Source organism: Rheinheimera lutimaris, assembly GCF_013283795.1.
Lineage (GTDB): Bacteria > Pseudomonadota > Gammaproteobacteria > Enterobacterales > Alteromonadaceae > Alishewanella > Alishewanella lutimaris.
Genome location: NZ_JABSOD010000014.1, coordinates 74,658 through 92,710, shown reverse-complemented (window position 1 = coordinate 92,710; position 18,053 = coordinate 74,658). Strand labels below are relative to the sequence as shown.

Here is an 18,053-nt window from a genome sequence, read left to right as displayed (position 1 = left end):
GCCACCTCCTATGGAGGTGGATTTTTACTATTTCAGTTGTTGGCAAAGCTTTATTGCAATATCAACCAGCTTAGCGGTTCTCCAGCCGGTTGTAGTCCAGCCAGCCGCTGTCTATCGGCTGCTGGCGCATAAATTGCTGATTTAGCTGGTCGCTGAAGGCCCAAAAGTCGGCGGCGGTGCGCCGTACGCCAAAGTTATCCAATAATTTGGTATAGTCCGGCTCAGTTTTTATTTGCTCTGCCTGAGCCACTAATTTGGCTAAATCGGCCTCTTTTACCCGCCAAAACGCGTTGGGGTAGCTGCCAAGCAGACCATATACCAGGGTCATATTGTCCTGCGCCGGGTTGCGGTTATCCGCCTCGCTAAACAGGCTGTTAACGTTGTAATGGGCGCTGTTGCGCAGCAGAGTATACAATTCTGCCGGTTTGCCGTTTGCCGGCTCTACCATCAGCATGGTCATTTCCGGCAGAACAGAGGCGGCCTGGCCGGTAATATTGTGCAATTGCGCCAGCAGCGCTTTGCTGTTGGCTGCCAGCTTGCTGTTTGCTAACTGATAACGCTGTGGTTGCACCCCGGCTAAATGCTGTTGCAGCCGTTGGTAAAGTTCAGCCTTGGGGTTGTCGCTGCTGTAGCGGATACCGGTCGGTTGCCCGAATGCATTAATATCATCACGAATAAAGGCGGTAAGCTCAGTGCCGGACTTTTGGTACCAGGCAGCAAACTCACTGCGGCGTGTGTCGGGCGGTAACAGAGCAAGGAAGTTAGACTCGCCCTCCATGCGCAAGAAGTCCATATACAGCCGCGTCATCAGTTGATGGCCATAATTGCCGTAGACATCAAAACCGGCTACCAACAGGTAGTGAATGCGCTCCAGCAGGGCATAATCTATTACCCAGGCGGTTTTCGGGCTCTGACCCTGTAAGCCTTTTACCACAGTGGCATTATCAAAATGGCGGAACACGGTAAGGCTGGCGTTAGTGTTGTCGCCATCGCCGGCCCAGATGCCATCCAGCGTCAGATGGCGACCATCTTTAAAGGCATTGTTAAGAAACGCACTGCGGGCGCGGACATAGTTGCCCTGACGTTTGGCAAAGGCAACCCAACTAAGCGCCAGGGTACTGCTCTCTTTCTCGGCCGGCAAACGCAGGTTATCCTGTTGCGATAAATAAAACGCCTCTACCTCATTACTGCTTGCCAGTTCCGGTGCGACAAAATACACCCAAAAATGATCGTTTATCACATTCAATGCCACCTGACCGCGGCACACCGGGCCTTTGATGTAGCCCATAATGGTGTTTTCAGCCCGTTCCAGCATAAAGCGATAACGCGTGTTTACCGGCAGTTGTACAAAGGCAGTTAGCGGATTAGCGGCTATTTCAGGCTGATAGCCCGGCAATTCGCTTACGCTGTAATCGGCATCAACAAACCATTGCTGCCATTTCGCCAGCAGGTCGGCATTAATGTCATAGGGCTGATGGGTTTTATTCACCAGAGTGGAAAGCACCGGCTGCAGGCGGTAATACACGCGTGTTACACCAGGGTCATCAAACGGCCGGCGGCTGGCGATAACCTCAACCGGTTTGCCGGGCGGCGTTGTTGAGCGCACCAGGTTATAAAACTGTGGTGTTTGGTGCTCTGCATGCAGCGCACTAAAGTACAAGTGCGAGGTAAATAAATGCTCGTAAATATAGCGCGCACTAAGCTGCATGTTCAGGTTGTCGGCATTAAGCCACTGTTCCAGTTTCGCCACTTCCGCCAGTTCAGCATCGGCCAGTGCCGGGGCGTCAGGCATAGCGGCGCCTTGCTTTAACCAGTTCAGCAGCAGGTTGTGTTCGTCGTCGGTTAAGCCGGGTAAACCATATGGCATACCGGCATAGGGCTGGCTTTGCGCATAGTGGTCAAATTCTTCAATGGTGGGGCAGCTTTGGCTGCGGTTTAAACTGAAGTCGAATGCCTCGGGCAAAATATCACCCTGCGGCAGCGGGTGTTGCTGCTTTAATAACAGGCTGCGCGCCAGTACTGAAGCCTGTGTATTGGCCTGCGCGTTTTGTGAGCGCTCATTTAATACCGGAAAAAAGCCGCGTTCGCGCCATTGCTGCGTGCTTATTGCATCAATAAACAGCCGGTTAGGGGTAGCAGCCAATAAACGGGCGCCATCGTATACTTTGTCTTTATGCGCGCCGCGTTCAATACCGTCAGCAGAGGACATATTTAACTGGCAGGGCGAGTCATAGCAGGCGTGGCATACCACACAGCGGGCTTCAATAACCGGCTTAACATGCTTGCTGTAATGATCGCTCAGTAAGCTGTCACCGGCCGGCGCGGCGCGGTTGGTTGCTGCCGCTTTACCATATTGTTTGTCTAAATCCAGGCTGGCCAGGGCGGCGCAACCGGCACAAACCAGAACTAAAATAAACATCATTGTTTTGCGTGGCTTGGCTGTAAAATCCATGTTTTCTCCGCAGTGGCTGTGCTGTTTTGCCAGCCTGATGGGTCAATACTAGTGTTATCCGCTGCCGGATGCAAAACGGCTGCGCTACAGCGGCCGGCTGCGCATTCTCAAAACCGGGCCGCTGTGCTAACCTGCCGGCATGTTGTTTTGTCAGAGAAAGTGCATGCCAGAGCCCGGTTTTGTTGTGATCCACGCCAATCAGCTGGAAACGCTGCGCGAGTTGTTAGTGCAGTGGTTAAGTAAGCAGCCGGTTCCGGTTTTGGGTGCTGAGCAAATTCTGGTGCAAAGTAACGGTATAGCGCAGTGGCTGAAAATGGCGCTGGCCGAAACCGCCAACGGCCACCCCGGTATTGCCGCTGGTTTAAACGTTGAGCTGCCAAATCAGTTTGTCTGGCAGCTATACCGTGCAGTATTGGGCGATAGCATCCCGAAAAGCCTGCCGTACGACAAAATAAACCTCAGCTGGCGCTTACTGGGCTTGCTGCCGCAATTAACCGATAGCGTGTATGCGCCGCTGCAACGTTATCTGCAGGATGACAGCGATGGCCGTAAAAGCTATCAGCTGGCGCTGCGCTTAGCCGATTTGTTCGACCAATATCAGGTGTATCGTGCCGACTGGCTGCAAAGCTGGCGCAGTGGCAGTGACGCCTTACCCAACAGCAAAAAACAGCAGGTGCCGGATGATCAATTATGGCAACCGGCGCTGTGGCGTTTGCTGCAAAGCCAGTTAGCCAATGTGGTCGGTGAGCTGGCGTTTTCCAGCCGTGCCGATGTGCATACCACCGCACTGGCGGCCCTGCAGCAGGGCAAACTGGCGCGGCCGGACTTACTGCCCGATCGCATAGTCGTGTTTGGCGTGTCGTCCTTGCCGCAACAAACGGTTGAGTTGTTGGCTGCGCTGGGCGCGCAGCGCCAGGTGCTGCTCACCGTGCTTAACCCGTGCCGGCATTTTTGGGGCGATATTACCGCGGCCAAAGATGAAGTGCGTGCAGCGCAAAAACGCCATGGCCGTAAACCCGGTTTACCGGCGGTGCTGGATGCTGATGCATTGTACTTGCATGCGCCGGTGCTGCTGGCCAGTTTGGGTAAGCAGGGCCGCGATTATATCAGCCTGCTGGATGCGTTTGACCAAAGCGGGCAGTATCGGCACTGGTTTAACGGCCGGATAGATTTATTCCCGGAACCAGTCGCTGATGTCAGCAGCCTGCCTTTACTGGCGCAGCTGCAGCAGGATATTCTGGAGCTAAACCCGACGCCACAGCCGATGCGGCAACTGGCTGCCAACGATAACAGCGTCAGCTTTCATATTGCACACAGCCGCCAGCGCGAAGTCGAAATTTTGCAGGACAACCTGATCGCGGCCTTTGCCAATGACCCAAGCTTAAAGCCACGCGATGTTATTATCATGACGCCGGATATCAGCCAGTATCAAAGCCACGTGCACGCGGTGTTTGGCCGGCTGGCCGCTGACGATGCGCGCTTTTTGCCCTATAGCCTGGCGGATCAGAACCTGCGTGGCAGCCAGCCGTTAATGCTGGCGCTGGAATACCTGCTGGATTTACCCGCGCAGCGTTTTAGCTTAACCGAAGTATGCGACTTGCTGGATGTGCCCGCCATACAGCGTCGCTTTGGCATCAACCCCGGCGCGCTGCCGCAGCTGCGGTTGTGGCTGACCGAAGCCGGCGCCCGCTGGGGCCTGGATGCGCAGCAGCGCGCCAGCCTGGATTTAGCCGCACCCGGCAGCAGCTACAGCTGGATGTTTGCTATCGAACGTATGTTGCTCGGTTTTGCCATTGGCGATGAAGCGGTATGGCAAGACTGCGCGCCCTATGCTGAGGTAGCTGGCCTGGCCGCGGCTGAACTCGGCCCGGTATTGCAGTTTATTCAGCAGCTTAAGCGCTGGCAGCTGCAATTTAGTGCGCACGGTGCTGATGGTGCTGCGCTTAGCTTAACCGACTGGCAGCAACTGCTGCTTAGCGACAATGGCCTGCTGCATAGCTTGTTCGATTTTACTGACGAGCAAGACCAACTGATTTATGCCCGGCTGACCGCCGGTTTAGCCCAATTGGTTAGCGCGGCGCACAGTGGTGACTTTAGCGGTGAGGTACCGCTGGCGGTATTGCGTGACGCCTGGCTGGAGCAAGCCGGCAGCAGTGGTTTAAGCCAGCGCTTTTTAGCCGGTAGCCTGACGTTTTCTACCCTGATGCCGATGCGGGCCATCCCGTTTAAGCGCATTTATCTGCTGGGATTAAACGATGGCGATTACCCGCGCTCGCGCATGCGTGATGATTTTGACTTAATGGCCAATGACTATCGCCCCGGCGATCGCTCGCGCCGTGATGACGACCGCTACCTGTTTTTAGAAGCGCTGTTAAGTGCACGTGATGCGTTGTATTTAAGCTGGGTAGGCCGTGATATCCGTAACAACAGCGAGCTGCCACCCAGCGTGCTGTTAAGCCAGGTGATGGACTTGGTCGACACCGGCTGGCAGCATCCGTCCGGGCAAAAGCCGTCAGAGGCCTTGTGCCACAGTTACCCGCTGCAACCCTTTTCGCGGCAGTATTTTAACGGCAACTATGCCACCTATGCCCATGAATGGCAGGCGGCGCATCAGGCCGTGCCGGCGATAACCGGCAGCAACACCACGCCGGCCGAGCTACCGTTGTTAACCGTGCGCCTGCTGGATGATTTTCTGGCTAATCCGTGTCGGCATTATTTACAGCAACGCTTTAAAACCCGTTTTTATCAAACAGAGTTAGCGGTTGAAGATGCCGAGCCTTTCGTATTAAACGCGCTTGAGCTGTATCAGCTGAAACAGCAGTTGCTTGAGCAATTACTGGCAGAGCCGGAATTGGATGTTGCTGATGCCATCGCTCAGCTGGCGCGCGAAGCCAAACTGCCTCTGGCACTGTTTGGCAGCTTAAGCGGGGCACAAATTGGTCGTGAGGCCAGTGTGGTATTTGCCCGCTACCGCGCCAGCGGCATTGACTGGCAACGGCGCGCCACACCCCTTACGCTGAAGTTGCAACCGGCCGGTATTAGCCTGAACGACAGCCTGAGCAATATCTACCAAAGTCCGGCCGGGCAGCAGGCGCTATTGCAGCTTCGGCCCACCGCCATCTGCAATAAAGGCGAGCTGCGTTGGCATACGCTGCGCAGCAGCTGGTTGCAGCAACTGGCCGCCAATGCCCAGGGTGAGGCTGTCAGCACCTGGCAGTTTGGCCTGGATGATGCAGTGCAGCTGCTGCCGCAAGCGCAGAACACGGCAGCGTTGCAGTTATCCGCGCTGGTAGAATATTGGCAACAAGGCTTGCAGCAGCCGTTACCGCTGCTGCCAAAAACCGCGCTCTGTTATGTGCAAACCGCTGATGAAGCCAAATGCCGCGAGTTATTCGAAGGTGGCTATAACTTCGCCGGCGAGCTGCAAAGCGCACCTGAATTACAGCGTTACTACCCGGATTTTGCCAGCCTGATGCAGGCCGGCTTTGCCGATTGGGCGCAAAAAATTTATGGCCCGCTGGTACAGGCACCAATAGCGCAGCAGAATAAGGACGCAAACCCATGAGCCAGGTACAGGCGTTAGATGCGCTGAGTTTTCCGCTGCAAGGCAGCCGCTTAATTGAAGCCAGCGCCGGTACCGGTAAAACCTATACCCTGGCGGCGCTGTATTTGCGTCTGGTGCTGGGCCATGGCAATGCGCCGGATGATGGCACTGCCAGTGTCAATACAAATGCCGGCACTGGCTTTAGCCGGCCGCTGCTGCCGCCGGAAATTTTAGTGGTTACCTTTACCCGCGCCGCCACCGCTGAGCTGAGAGATCGGATCCGCGCCCGGCTGGTAGAGGCTGCAGCAGCCTTTCGTCTGGGTAACAGCAGCGATCACTTTTTACAGCGCTTATTGGACGATACGCCGCCGGCGCAGTTTGCTGCTTGCGCATCGCGTTTAAGCAGCGCGGCGGAATGGATGGACGAAGCGGCCATTTTTACTATTCATGGCTGGTGTCAGCGTATGCTGGCCGAACATGCATTCGACTCCGGCATGCGCTTTGGTGAAGCGTTAAGTGATGATAACCAGCAACTGCTGCACACCCTGGCGTGCGACTACTGGCGACGGTTTTTGTATCCGCTGGAGGATGCCGGCGTATTGCAGGCATTGGGTGCTGTTGCCAGCTCGCCCGAGGCGTTATTGGCCGATGTGCGGCCCTGGCTAAATGCTGATGCAGCAAATTTGCGCTTTAATGCCGGCGGTGTCGCGCTGCCGGCGCCGTTAAGCCCGGCACAGGCGGCACTGCCGCTGCTGCAGTGGCAAGCCGCTCTGGATACGCATTGCCGGGCGTTACAACACGCATTAACGGCCGACGTCCTGCACCTGTTGGATGACGCCTTTGCCAATGGTTGGCTAAACGGCAATAAATACCGCGCCGCCAGCTGGGGCGCCGAGCGTCAGTGGTGGCAAAGCATGCTGGCAGAACCTGCACGGCTAAACAGCCGTGAGGCCGATTTTGCTGCCATGGTACAAAAATTCAGTGGCCAAAAGCTGGCCGGCGGCCAGAAAAAAGGCCAGCCACTGGTTAGCCACCCGTTGTTTGCGTTATTTGACCAGACGGTGGCGCTGCTTGAAGCCAAACCCGAGCTGGCGCTGGCGGTGCGCCAGCATGCCGCCTTGTGGCTGGTAGACGAATTTGCCCGGCATAAACGGGCACGGGCGCAGCTGGATTTTAACGATCTGTTGTTGCAACTGCACCAGGCGCTGCAAGGCGAAGCCGGTAAGGTGCTGGCCGCGCGTATTCGGGCGCAATATCCGCTGGCGATGGTGGATGAGTTTCAGGATACCGATCCGCTGCAATTTGCCATTTTCCGTGCCATTTATCCCGATGTGGCCAGCAGCGACAACAGCCTGATTATGGTGGGCGATCCCAAGCAAGCCATTTACAGCTTTCGCGGCGCCGATTTGCACACTTACCTAAATGCCCGCAGTTTAACCGCCGGCCGCCACTATAGCCTGGGCACTAACTTTCGCTCGACAACCGCACTGGTCGATGGCGTAAACCAGCTGTTTTTGCTGGCCGAACAGCGTCAGGGCGCCTTTGGCTTTGGTAGTGCTGACAGCACGCCTTTGCCATTTCTGCCGGTGCAGGCCAAAGGTAAAGCTGAGCAGCTGCTGGTGGCTGGCAGTGCGGTGGCGGCAGTAAATTATTATCTGGCGCCGCAAGAGCCGGCAGAGCTGAAAAAAGGCGCTTATCAAAGCCTGATGGCACAGGCCTGTGCCGATGAAATTGCCCGGCTGCTGCAGCAGGCACAACAAGGCCAGGCCGGTTTTGCCAGCAACGATGACATTAAGCGCCTGCAACCGGCCGATATCGCCATTTTGGTGCGCGACAGAAACGAAGCCGCACTGGTGCGCCGCGAGCTTAGTGCGCGCAATGTGCGCTCGGTGTATTTATCAGACAACGACTCGATTTTTCAAAGCGCAGAAGCCAGCGCCGTTTTAACCTGGCTGCGCGCCTGCCAACAGGTAGAGGATGAAAGCCTGCTGCGTGCTGCGCTGGCGCTGCCGATGTCGGCCAACACCGATGCGCAGCTACAATACTGGTTAACGGATGAACAGGCGTGGGAGCAGCTTACCGAGCAGGTGCGGCTGTTTCGTCAGATCTGGCGGCAAAAAGGCGTGCTGGCCATGCTAAGCAGCTGGCTGCATTACTTTAGCTTACCGGCAAAATGGCTGGCACAAGAGCAGGGCGAACGCCGCTTAACCAATGTGCTGCATTTAGCCGAATTACTGCAAAGCGAAAGCCAGCAGCGTGATGGTGAAAGCGGCTTATTACGCTGGCTGGCCGAACAATTGCAAAGCCCGAAAAGCAGTGACGAACAGCAACTACGGTTAGAGAGCGATCAGCAACTGGTGCAGGTGGTTACTATCCATAAAAGTAAGGGCCTGCAGTATAACCTGGTGTTTTTGCCCTTTATCTGCGGTTTTAAAAGCGTGAAAAAAGGCCAGCCGCAGCGCTATTTTAACGGCACAGAGATGGTGCTGGATTTAACCCCGGACGACGCCGCGCTGCAAAGCGCCGAACGTGAACGCCTGCTGGAAGATATTCGCCTGCTGTATGTTGCGCTTACCCGGCCGGTGTATGCCTGCTATCTGGGCCTGGGGTTATTTAGCGAAGGCAGCGCCAAACACAGTAAGCTGTCACAAAGTGCGCTCGGCTACTTACTCGGTATTGCTGAGCAGCCGACACTAAGTGAGCTGCAACAGGTGCTGGCGCGCTTGCCATGGCAGGCACAGCTATTGCCGGCCTATGGCAAATTAACCGCGCCGGCAGATACGGCACAGCTCACCAGCGCGTTAACACTTAAGGCACCGTTAAAGCGCGAACACTGGTGGATTGCCAGCTATTCTGCGCTGCGCACCGGCAGTAAAGCGGATGCAACGGCCAGCGCCTTACTGGCCGCCGATACAGCGCTGGATGCGCTGTTGCAGGAAGAAGCCAGCGAGCTGCCGGCCTACAGCGAGCAGCTGCAATCTATGCACGATTTTCCGCGTGGCGCTGTGCCTGGTACTTTCCTGCACCAGTTGCTGGAAGATGCGCAGCAACAGGGCTTTGCCGACACGGATGCGGCCTTTATCACTGCGTTACTGACGCAGCGTTTAGCCCAGCATAACTGGCTGCAGTGGCAAGATGTGCTGCAAGCCTGGTTAGAACAGATGCTGCAAGCGCCGCTGTCGGGCGCAGATCTGGCGCTACATCAGCTGACACAGGTGCGCTCTGAGCTGGAGTTTTGGCTGCAGAGCGCTAACGTTAACGTGTTAAAACTTGATGCGCTGATAACCAAAGCGATATTACCCGGCCAACTGCGCCCGCCACTGCTGAGTGATACCTTAAACGGCATGCTTAAAGGCTTTATCGATTTAACCCTACAAGGCGCCGATGGCCGTTACTGGGTGCTGGATTACAAATCAAACTGGCTGGGGCCGGATGATAACGCTTACAGCGCGCCGGCGATGCAACAAGCGCTGCTGGATAAGCGTTACGACGTGCAGGCCGCGCTGTATTTACTGGCATTACACCGGCTGTTAAAGCTGCGCCAACCCGGGTACGTCGACGCGCCACAGCAGTATATTGGCGGTGCGCTGTACTGGTTTATCCGCGCACCCCGGCAAGGCCAGCTGCAGCTGGATGCCGATATTCAACTGTTGTGGCAGTTAGATGCGCTGTTCGCCGGCGAGGAGGTGGTTAATGTCACAGTATGAGCAAGGTGATTTATTCGCCGCCCCTGCTAAGCCGGCGCAGGCCATGCTGCTGCAGGATTTGACGCAGATGCAGGCATTGCTGCAGCGCTGGACCGAACGGCGCTGGCTGCGGGCGCTGGATGCACAGTTGCCGCAAACGCTGCATCAGTTAGCCGCTGAGCCCAATGCGCTGGTATGGTTATTAACGGCCTTGTTATGTCATCAATATGGCCGTGGTCACAGCTGTATTTTGCTGCAGGATTTACTCGACGACCCGGACGGCCTGCTGAGTTTGCCGCCACAAAACCAGTTTTTACAACGCTTTAGTGACCGGCCATCACAGCTGCTAACTGGCATGGTTATGGCCGATTATCGCCAGGCGCTGCAGGGCAGTAGCTGGCTAAGCAGCGACGCAGGCCCGGCGCCTTTGGTGCTAAGCGACAACCGGTTGTATTTGCGCCGGCTGTATCAGGCCGAGCAATTGGTAAAGCAGCAAATAAGCCAGCGCGTGGCCGCGCTATTACCACTTGCCGACGACGTGGCCGGCCAGCTGAACCGCTTATTTCCTGCCACAGCGCAAACTGAGCCTGACTGGCAAAAACTGGCCTGCGCCATGGCGCTGCAGCGGCGCTTTGCCATTATTACCGGCGGCCCGGGCACCGGCAAAACCACCACAGTAGTAAAACTGCTGGCGCTGCTGCAACAGGGGGCGGCCGGTAAACTACAGATTAAACTGGCAGCACCGACCGGTAAGGCCGCGGTACGGCTAACAGAATCGATTAGCGGTGCGCTTAGCCGCTTGCCGGCAGAGCTGACAGCCGCTATACCGACTGAGGTATCCACCTTGCACCGCTTACTCGGTGCGCTGCCTAACCGGCGCAGCTTTAAACACCACAGCGACAACCCGCTGCAGTTGGACGTACTGGTGGTAGATGAAGCCTCAATGGTCGATTTAGAAATGATGGCGGCGCTGTTAAGTGCCTTGCCGGCAAAGGCGCAGCTTATTTTGCTCGGTGATAAAGATCAGCTGTCGTCGGTCGAAGCCGGCTCGGTGCTGGGCGATCTCTGCCGCGGTGCGGATTTGGGCGGCTACAGTGCCGATACGCTGGCTTTGCTTACGCCCTACAGTGAATTGCCACTGGCAAAATGGCAGGGCAGTGGCACAGTGTTAAATCAGGCTACGGTGATGCTACGCCACAGCCATCGCTTTGATAGTAAATCCGGCATTGGCCAGCTGGCTGCTGCTGTAAATGCCGGTGATAGCAATGCACCGGCACTCTTCAGCCGGTTTGACGATATCACGCTGTTGGCCGGCAATACGCCTTTGGCGTTAAAAGCCACCGTGCTGGCCGGCTACCGGCAGTATCTACAGCTGATGCAACAGCCAAACACCGAGCGGGAGCAGTGGGCCGGTGCTGTGCTGGGCAGCTACAGTCAGTTTCAACTGCTGTGCGCACTGCGCAGCGGCGACTGGGGCGTCGAGGGCTTAAACCTGCAAATTGGCCAATGGCTTAGCAGCGCCGGCTTAATTGACGCGCGCCAGCACTGGTATGCCGGCCGGCCGGTAATGATGCAGCGCAATAACTACAGCTTAGGCTTAATGAACGGTGATATCGGTATTACGCTACAGGACCCGGATACTAACCAGCTGCGGGTAGTGTTTCAGCTGTCTGACGGCACGCTAAAGTGGGTGCTACCCAGCCGCTTAGCCGAAGTCGAAACCGCTTTTGCTATTACGGTGCATAAATCGCAGGGCTCAGAGTTTACCCACTGCTGCCTGGTGTTACCGCCGGATAACAGCCCGATTTTAAGCCGCGAGCTGTTATACACCGGCATTACCCGCGCTAAACAGCACTTTACCCTGCTGTGTGCCAACCCGGCACTGTTGCAACAGGCCATAGCAAGGCGCGTCGCGCGCAGTAGTGGTTTGTAGTATATGAAGCAGAAACAGTGGGCTGATTTTGTCGGCCTGGATTTACGCTGAGGTAGTCAAATAACAGCGGCATCTGCTCACATGTCGAAAAAAGTATAAATTATCGACATATAATATTGTTATGTCGATAGTATCGACATAGACTGCTGGATACACAGTATATGTCGAAATTTTTCAGGTATTTGAACATGAGCTGGAACGCCAATCAGCCGCATAACCATTTGCCCTTGTTGCCTCCTGCGGTTGAGCTTTTAGAAACCACAAGGGTATTAAAGGCATGTATCACCGCCCGTGCTGCGCTTGCTGAATTAAAGCAGGCTGGGGTGCTGTTACCAAACCAAGGCATGTTAATTAACTTACTGCCCCTTTTGGAAGCGAAAGACAGTTCTGAAATTGAAAATATCGTAACCACAACTGACCGGCTGTTTCAGTATGCGCTGGAGGATGCAGGAGCAGATCTGGCAACCAAGGAAGCTCTGCGCTATAGAACGGCACTTTATCAGGGCTATATACAGCTTAAAAACAAACCGTTATGCACCGCCACCGCCATTGAAGTATGCAGTATCCTGAAGCATAGTCAGATGGATATTCGCAGAATGTCGGGAACCGTAATTGCTAATCAAGCGACAGCTGAAGTTATTTATACTCCGCCTGCCGGAGAAAATACCATCCGTGACTTACTGGCTAATTGGGAACAGTTTTTACATGCAGTGGACGATATTGATCCTTTAATCAAGATGGCTGTTAGTCATTATCAGTTTGAAGCTATTCACCCGTTTTATGACGGTAATGGCCGAACCGGACGCATTTTGAATGTTTTATATTTACTGCAACAAAAACTGCTGACATTGCCGATTTTATATTTAAGCCGTTATATTGTGCAAAATAAGCAAGACTACTACCGATTGTTGAACCAGGTGACGCGTGAACAAAATTGGGAAGCGTGGCTACTCTTTATGTTGTCCGGGGTCGAGCAAACAGCGCTATGGACTTGCGATAAAATTGCGGCGGTCAAAGCTCTGCTTGAATTAACGACAGCCTATATTCAGCAGCAGTTGCCTAAAATTTACAGTTACGAGCTTGTGCAACTGATTTTTGAGCAACCTTATTGTCGTATCAGTACTTTAGTCGACAATGGCATTGCTAAGCGACAAACGGCGTCAGTCTATTTAAAGCAGTTAGTCGAGATAGGTGTGCTAAGCGAGCTTTCCGTTGGTAAAGAGAAGTTGTTTGTACACCCGAAACTAATGCAGCTAATGACGCAAGACAATAACGACATCAGTCCGTACTAGCCGCGGCTATAACGTAAGCTTTTTGAACCGAACATATCAGCATCGCCCGCAACAGCCCCGGGTTGTTACTTAGTAGCGTGCAGCTGCAATAAAGCGGCGTCCAGCTCAGCGCAGTGTGGCGGGTTACAGCCGGCTTGGGCGATATTTAAACTGGCGGCTAACATGGCGCGCTGCAGGCACTGTGTCAGTTGTGCTGTGCTGATATCTGCTGCCGTGGGCAGACCAAGCTTTAACAACGCCGCCAGTAAATTGGCCCAAAAGGTATCGCCGGCGCCGACAGTGTCAACAAAGGGCGTGGCGGTAATAACCGGCAGGCTGATGTGGTGCTGCTGCCAGTACAGGCTGGCGCCTTTTTCGCCTTCAGTCAGCGCCAGCAAGGCCTGTGGGGCACAATCGCGCAGTGCGCCAAGTGCCTGAGTAAGGTTAAGCTCGGGAAACAACAGCTGTAAGTCTTCGTCGCTGGCTTTAATAAAGTGGCTTTGTGCGATCACCTGTAACAGCAGGGCACGATAGGCCACAACATCGGTTACTGCGTTAATGCGCACGTTAATATCTACCGCCAGTTTAACTTGTCTTGCCTGACACGCCGCTATCACCGCCGTTATGCGCTCACCATCTTGTGGCTCTAACGCCAGTGATCCTAAATGCAGCAGTTTGCAGGCAGAGGGTAAGGCGGCAATTTGTTGTACCGCGCTGATATCTCGGTCGGCGATACCCTGACGATACAAGCTGTACTGCGGCTGGCGCTGCGCATTAATGCTAACCATGGCAACAGACGTGGGCGCGCTGCTGAAAAACGCCGGGCCATAGACGCCACCGTTGTCGGCCAGATAGCGGGCAAACTGTTGGCCGAAATGATCTTGTGATAATGGCGATAAATAGCACACTGCGATAGCTTGCCGCGCCGCCGCAATAGCAACATTAAACGGTGAGCCGCCAAGGCAGGCGCGATACAAGCCGTCTGCGCCGGGTAGCATATCAACCACATTCTCTCCAATAACTGCAAGCATGCTGGCTTCCTTTAATGTTACATTGTTAAATACGGCGAAAAGCGGTCGCCATTAATGGCAAAATCATATAACTTAATTGATTAAGAAGATAGTGAAAAACCACTGGCATGATGAGTAAACTAACCCTTAAAAGCGTGGCAAAAACCCTGGGTGTCTCCACGGCAACCATCTCAAACGCCTTTAACCGGCCGGATCAGTTGTCGGTGGCGCTGCGGCAGAAAATACTGCAGGCCTGCCATGAGCTGGGCTATTTTGGCCCGAACAAAGCGGCACAGTCGCTGCGTAAAGGCAGCTCTGGCATCGTGGCGGTAATTTTGTCTGACTCGCTGGAATATATGGTCAGCGATCCGGTGGCCAGCCAGTTTTTGCAAGGCGTAAGCCGCGAGCTGGAACGGCATCAGCTGCATTTGCTGCTGTTTTCCGGTCAGGCCACTAACCTGGAGGCGATCAGCGATTTTGTCGACGGTTTTATTTGCTACGGCGCACCGCGCAATACCGGCTTAATTGAACAGTTACGCCACTCGCGTAAGCGGGTGTTGACGGTCGATTTTGACTTAGCCGGCCGCCCTTCGGTGAACATCGACAACGAACAAGCAGCGTTTGACAGCGCCATGGCGGTACTGCGGCCAAAAGATACCGTGGCCGTGTTGGGCTTGCGCTTAATTGATGCGGCCGGCAGCCAGCCGGTGGGCGATAAACCGATGTGGGACAACCAAAGTTCGATAGCGCACCGCCGCTTAGACGGTTACCAAAGGGCAATGCAGCAATGTGGCTTAACCTTAGCCGCTGATTATTTATGGCATATTCCCGAGAGTAACCAAAACTACGCCCGTGAGGCGGCCCGGGCGGTACTGGCGATGAGCCCAAGGCCCACAGTATTGTTGTGTATGAGCGACCTGATTGGCTTAAGTGCAATGCGCGAAGCTTTGCAACTGGGCTTACGTATTCCGCAGGATATCCGTGTTGTCGGCTTTGACGGCATTGAGGAAACGCTGCGCTATCATCCGACATTAACTTCGGTGTGGCAGTTTAGCGATCAAAAGGGCGAGGCCGCCGTCAGGGCGTTTTTAAACCCTGACGACACCACGCTGCAGTTGCCGTATGAACTGCGCTTGGGTGAAAGCAGTTAGTTGACGCTGCGGTACAGGTTACTGAGCGCCAGGCTTTCGGTGGCCTGTCCGGCATGTTGCCAGTGCATGGTTGCTTCCAGACTGACTAAGTCGATAACCAAAGCGGCAGTATGGCCCTGATGCTGCCACTGCAATTGATAGCTGCCGTTATGCAGTGTCTGGCTGAAATCGCCGTTAAACGCCTGCAGGCTGCGCCGCAGAGTAATCAACTGACATAACGCTTGTACCACCGGTTTTTGCAGTGCGTCAGCGACTTTTTCCGTGTTCAGATAAGGCCGGCCGATATCACGGCCGACGCGGCTTTGTTGTAACAACTCAACATCGTTGGGCATGGCCAGTAAGCCGGCATAATAAATCTGGCTGATGCCCGGGCAAAACAGCTGAATGGCGCGCGCCAGCAAATACTGTTGGTCGTTCTGGCCCAGCGCATCATAAAAACTGCAATTCACCTGATACAAATCGACATTGTTGGCCGCATTGCCGGTGGCCAGCTTTGAACTGCCTTTGCTGTTGGCGTGAATGGTTTCTACCAGGCTGTCCAGCTCTGGATCAGTAAGTAAGCCCGGCTGGCCCTGATAATCGGCGGCATCAACAATACCAATGCCATCATGGGTATCCAGTACGGTGATGCAGTTGCGTGGCGCGATATCCAGCCAGTGCTTCAGTGCATCGGCATTGCGGCTGAACAAGGTATGCAGCACCAGTGGCGGCAGGGCAAAGTCGTATACCATGTCGCAGCGTTTAGCGATGTCAATTTGGGTTTGATGATAGCCGTGAATTTCAACCAGGCACAGCATGCCGCGTGCTTTGGCTTGCTCAGATAAGGCGGCAATAAATTCAAAGGTTTCCGGCAGCATAAAGCAGCGGGTACCGGCTTTTTTAATGGCGTAGCCGGCGGCATCCAGGCGGATATATTTCACGCCGTTTTCAGTAAAGCGGTCCAAGATGGCCTGCAGGTAGGCTTTACCGGCGGCAGAGCTAACATCAATATCAATCTGGTTGGCGGTAAAGGTGGTCCAAAACGGGATTTTACGGCCATCTTTCAGGGCGATATCGGTAAAAAACGGTGTCGGCCGTGGCCGGTATACGGCGGCAAGTTGCTCTGCCGCGGCATCTTTGGCAAAGACTTTATCGCGGGTTAAAAACAGCGGCCAGTAGGGTGAGGCTTCGCCTTTTTCCAGCACATCAACAAACTGCGGCGACTGCGCCGACATATGGTTAACGATCATATCGGCCATCACCGGGTAGTCTGCTGCCAGCGCGCGGATATCGGCCCAATTACCCAGCCGGCTGTCCACCGCGGTGTGGTCGGTTGGGTCAAAGCCGGCGTCTTCGCCGTCTATCGGCGGATAAAACGGCAGCAAGTGCACGCCATCAAATAAGCCGGCCAGCGGCCCTTGCAGCATAGTGTGTAAGTCTTTGATAGTACCGCCGCTAAGCCGGTCAATATAGGTGATTAGCTGGATCTGGTTGGCATTCTGTTGAGGCGTCATGAAAATAATCCTGAAAAAATATTTGCTTCTTAAACGATTAAGATATAGCTTTAAGCCAACGGACGACTTTGTCAACCCCCGGCCAATAATAAAACCGGTCTGAATGATAAAGCGTAGCGTTCAGATAAGTTTGTTAAGCAAGGTGCGCTTACACCGGCATTAACAAACAACATAAACGGGGAAATACTATGCTTACTACTGATGCGAAGCGTCAGGCTGTCGGGGCAGCTGTATCGTTCGATCGTGCTCAGGCTTTACAGCGCCAGGTGCGCTGGATGACCTACCTGATGTTTTTTGTCTTTGCCATGACCACCGATGCGGTGGGCGTGATCATCCCTCAAGCCATGGCGGAATATCAGTTAACCATGTTTCAGGCCAGTGCTTTTCATTATGTGCCTATGCTGGCGATTGGCCTGGCCGGGTTATTCCTCGGCCGGCTGGCCGATAAACTGGGCCGCAAAAAGCTGATTATCGTCGGTTTAAGCCTGTACGCGGTATCCTGCTATGCCTTTATGGCTGGCAACAGCGCGGTGTTTTTTATCTTATTAATGGGCCTGTGTGGCCTGGCTATCGGTATTTTTAAAACCGCCGCATTGGCGTTAATCGGCGATATCAGCCCTGATAGCCAAAGCCATACCCGCACCATGAACACGGTAGAGGGTTTCTTTGCTATCGGCGCCATTGTCGGCCCGGCGTTGGTGGCGCTGATGATTGCCGCTGCTATTCACTGGACATCGCTGTATTTGCTGGCCGGCTTGCTGTGCACTTTGTTAGTGGTGATGTCGGCGCGTTTGCCTTATCCGCCGTATCAGGCCGCTGCAGAGCAGGTGTCGCTGCGTCGTTCCATGCTGCTGTTAAAAGATCGCTACGCGCTGGGGTTTTCGCTGGCCATAGCACTGTATGTCAGCTGTGAAGTGGCAATATTTGTCTGGTTACCTACCTTACTGGCCGACTACGACGGCCGCTGGAGCTTACTGGCCGCCCAGGCCATTACAGTATTTTTTATTCTACGCGCGCTGGGACGCTTTTTGGCAACGGCTATTTTAAACCGCTTTTGCTGGAGTAGCGTGATGGCGGTATTTACGCTGTGCATTTTTGCCTGCTTTGCCGCCAGTATGCTGGGCGGTAAAGAGGTGGCGGTATGGCTGATGCCGTTGTCCGGCCTGTTTATGTCGATGATTTACCCCACGCTGAATTCCAAAGGCATCAGCTGCTTTGCCAGGCAACAGCATGGCGCTGTGGCCGGCTTGTTGCTTGCATTTACCGCGTTGGCTGCTGCTGTAGCACCGGCGTTAATGGCTGTGCTGGGTGATTGGGCTAACGATGTAACCGCCGGCTTTTATCTGGCGACGTTGTTCTCCGCCTTGCTGGCACTGGCAATGGTGTACAACTGGCTGAAACAGCCAGCCAAAGCTAAGCTGGAGCAGATGTCTTCCAGCTAGCGTTTTTACAGTAGTAAAAGCTTAAACGATTAAGTTAATAGCAGACTATCCAAAGAATAGATCGCGATTTC

Annotated in this window: 9 protein-coding genes; 6 read left to right on the top strand and 3 right to left on the bottom strand. The window is 54.5% G+C overall.

Annotated elements, in window-relative coordinates; genetic code table 11:
* Nucleotides 1-70: 70 nt before the first annotated feature.
* Nucleotides 71-2,452, bottom strand: coding sequence for a fatty acid cis/trans isomerase (locus HRH59_RS13785; protein ID WP_173501853.1), 2,382 nt, complete (start codon nt 2,450-2,452; stop codon nt 71-73).
* Between the two features lie 163 nt (nt 2,453-2,615).
* On the opposite strand from HRH59_RS13785, the gene recC reads away from it, so the two are divergent.
* From recC to fic, 4 genes are all read left to right on the top strand, one after another.
* Nucleotides 2,616-6,017: an exodeoxyribonuclease V subunit gamma gene (gene recC / locus HRH59_RS13780; protein ID WP_173501852.1), complete on the top strand. Its 3,402-nt coding sequence runs from the start codon at nt 2,616-2,618 to the stop codon at nt 6,015-6,017.
* On the top strand, nt 6,014-9,703 hold the full coding sequence (gene recB / locus HRH59_RS13775; RefSeq protein WP_173501851.1) for an exodeoxyribonuclease V subunit beta: 3,690 nt from the start codon (nt 6,014-6,016) through the stop codon (nt 9,701-9,703). The genes recC and recB overlap by 4 nt, the downstream gene beginning before the upstream one ends.
* Nucleotides 9,690-11,615, top strand: coding sequence for an exodeoxyribonuclease V subunit alpha (gene recD, locus HRH59_RS13770; RefSeq protein ID WP_173501850.1), 1,926 nt, complete (start codon nt 9,690-9,692; stop codon nt 11,613-11,615). The genes recB and recD overlap by 14 nt, the downstream gene beginning before the upstream one ends.
* A 161-nt stretch (nt 11,616-11,776) precedes the next feature.
* Complete coding sequence (gene fic, locus HRH59_RS13765; protein ID WP_269435458.1) at nt 11,777-12,907, top strand: protein adenylyltransferase Fic; 1,131 nt, start codon at nt 11,777-11,779, stop codon at nt 12,905-12,907.
* A gap of 65 nt (nt 12,908-12,972) precedes the next feature.
* On the opposite strand, the gene HRH59_RS13760 is transcribed toward fic, so the two are convergent.
* Complete coding sequence (locus HRH59_RS13760; protein ID WP_173501849.1) at nt 12,973-13,917, bottom strand: PfkB family carbohydrate kinase; 945 nt, start codon at nt 13,915-13,917, stop codon at nt 12,973-12,975.
* Nucleotides 13,918-14,024: 107 nt separating this feature from the next.
* On the opposite strand from HRH59_RS13760, the gene HRH59_RS13755 reads away from it, so the two are divergent.
* Nucleotides 14,025-15,047: a LacI family DNA-binding transcriptional regulator gene (locus HRH59_RS13755; protein WP_231702505.1), complete on the top strand. Its 1,023-nt coding sequence runs from the start codon at nt 14,025-14,027 to the stop codon at nt 15,045-15,047.
* Here HRH59_RS13755 and gtfA read toward each other — a convergent pair.
* Nucleotides 15,044-16,540 (bottom strand): sucrose phosphorylase, encoded by a 1,497-nt coding sequence (gene gtfA, locus HRH59_RS13750; protein ID WP_173501848.1) that lies wholly within the window; start codon nt 16,538-16,540, stop codon nt 15,044-15,046. The genes HRH59_RS13755 and gtfA overlap by 4 nt on opposite strands.
* 188 nt (nt 16,541-16,728) lie before the next feature.
* Here gtfA and HRH59_RS13745 point away from each other — a divergent pair, with 188 nt between their 5' ends.
* On the top strand, nt 16,729-17,982 hold the full coding sequence (locus tag HRH59_RS13745; protein WP_173501847.1) for an MFS transporter: 1,254 nt from the start codon (nt 16,729-16,731) through the stop codon (nt 17,980-17,982).
* Nucleotides 17,983-18,053: the final 71 nt, after the last annotated feature.

Excerpts from the sequence above, each read along its gene's own strand:
- HRH59_RS13785 (WP_173501853.1), bottom strand. The coding sequence starts at position 2,452 with ATGGATTTTACAGCCAAGCCACGCAAAACAATGATGTTTATTTTAGTT.
- recC (WP_173501852.1), top strand. The coding sequence starts at position 2,616 with ATGCCAGAGCCCGGTTTTGTTGTGATCCACGCCAATCAGCTGGAAACG.
- recB (WP_173501851.1), top strand. The coding sequence starts at position 6,014 with ATGAGCCAGGTACAGGCGTTAGATGCGCTGAGTTTTCCGCTGCAAGGC.
- recD (WP_173501850.1), top strand. The coding sequence starts at position 9,690 with ATGTCACAGTATGAGCAAGGTGATTTATTCGCCGCCCCTGCTAAGCCG.
- fic (WP_269435458.1), top strand. The coding sequence starts at position 11,777 with ATGTCGAAATTTTTCAGGTATTTGAACATGAGCTGGAACGCCAATCAG.
- HRH59_RS13760 (WP_173501849.1), bottom strand. The coding sequence starts at position 13,917 with ATGCTTGCAGTTATTGGAGAGAATGTGGTTGATATGCTACCCGGCGCA.
- HRH59_RS13755 (WP_231702505.1), top strand. The coding sequence starts at position 14,025 with ATGATGAGTAAACTAACCCTTAAAAGCGTGGCAAAAACCCTGGGTGTC.
- gtfA (WP_173501848.1), bottom strand. The coding sequence starts at position 16,540 with ATGACGCCTCAACAGAATGCCAACCAGATCCAGCTAATCACCTATATT.
- HRH59_RS13745 (WP_173501847.1), top strand. The coding sequence starts at position 16,729 with ATGCTTACTACTGATGCGAAGCGTCAGGCTGTCGGGGCAGCTGTATCG.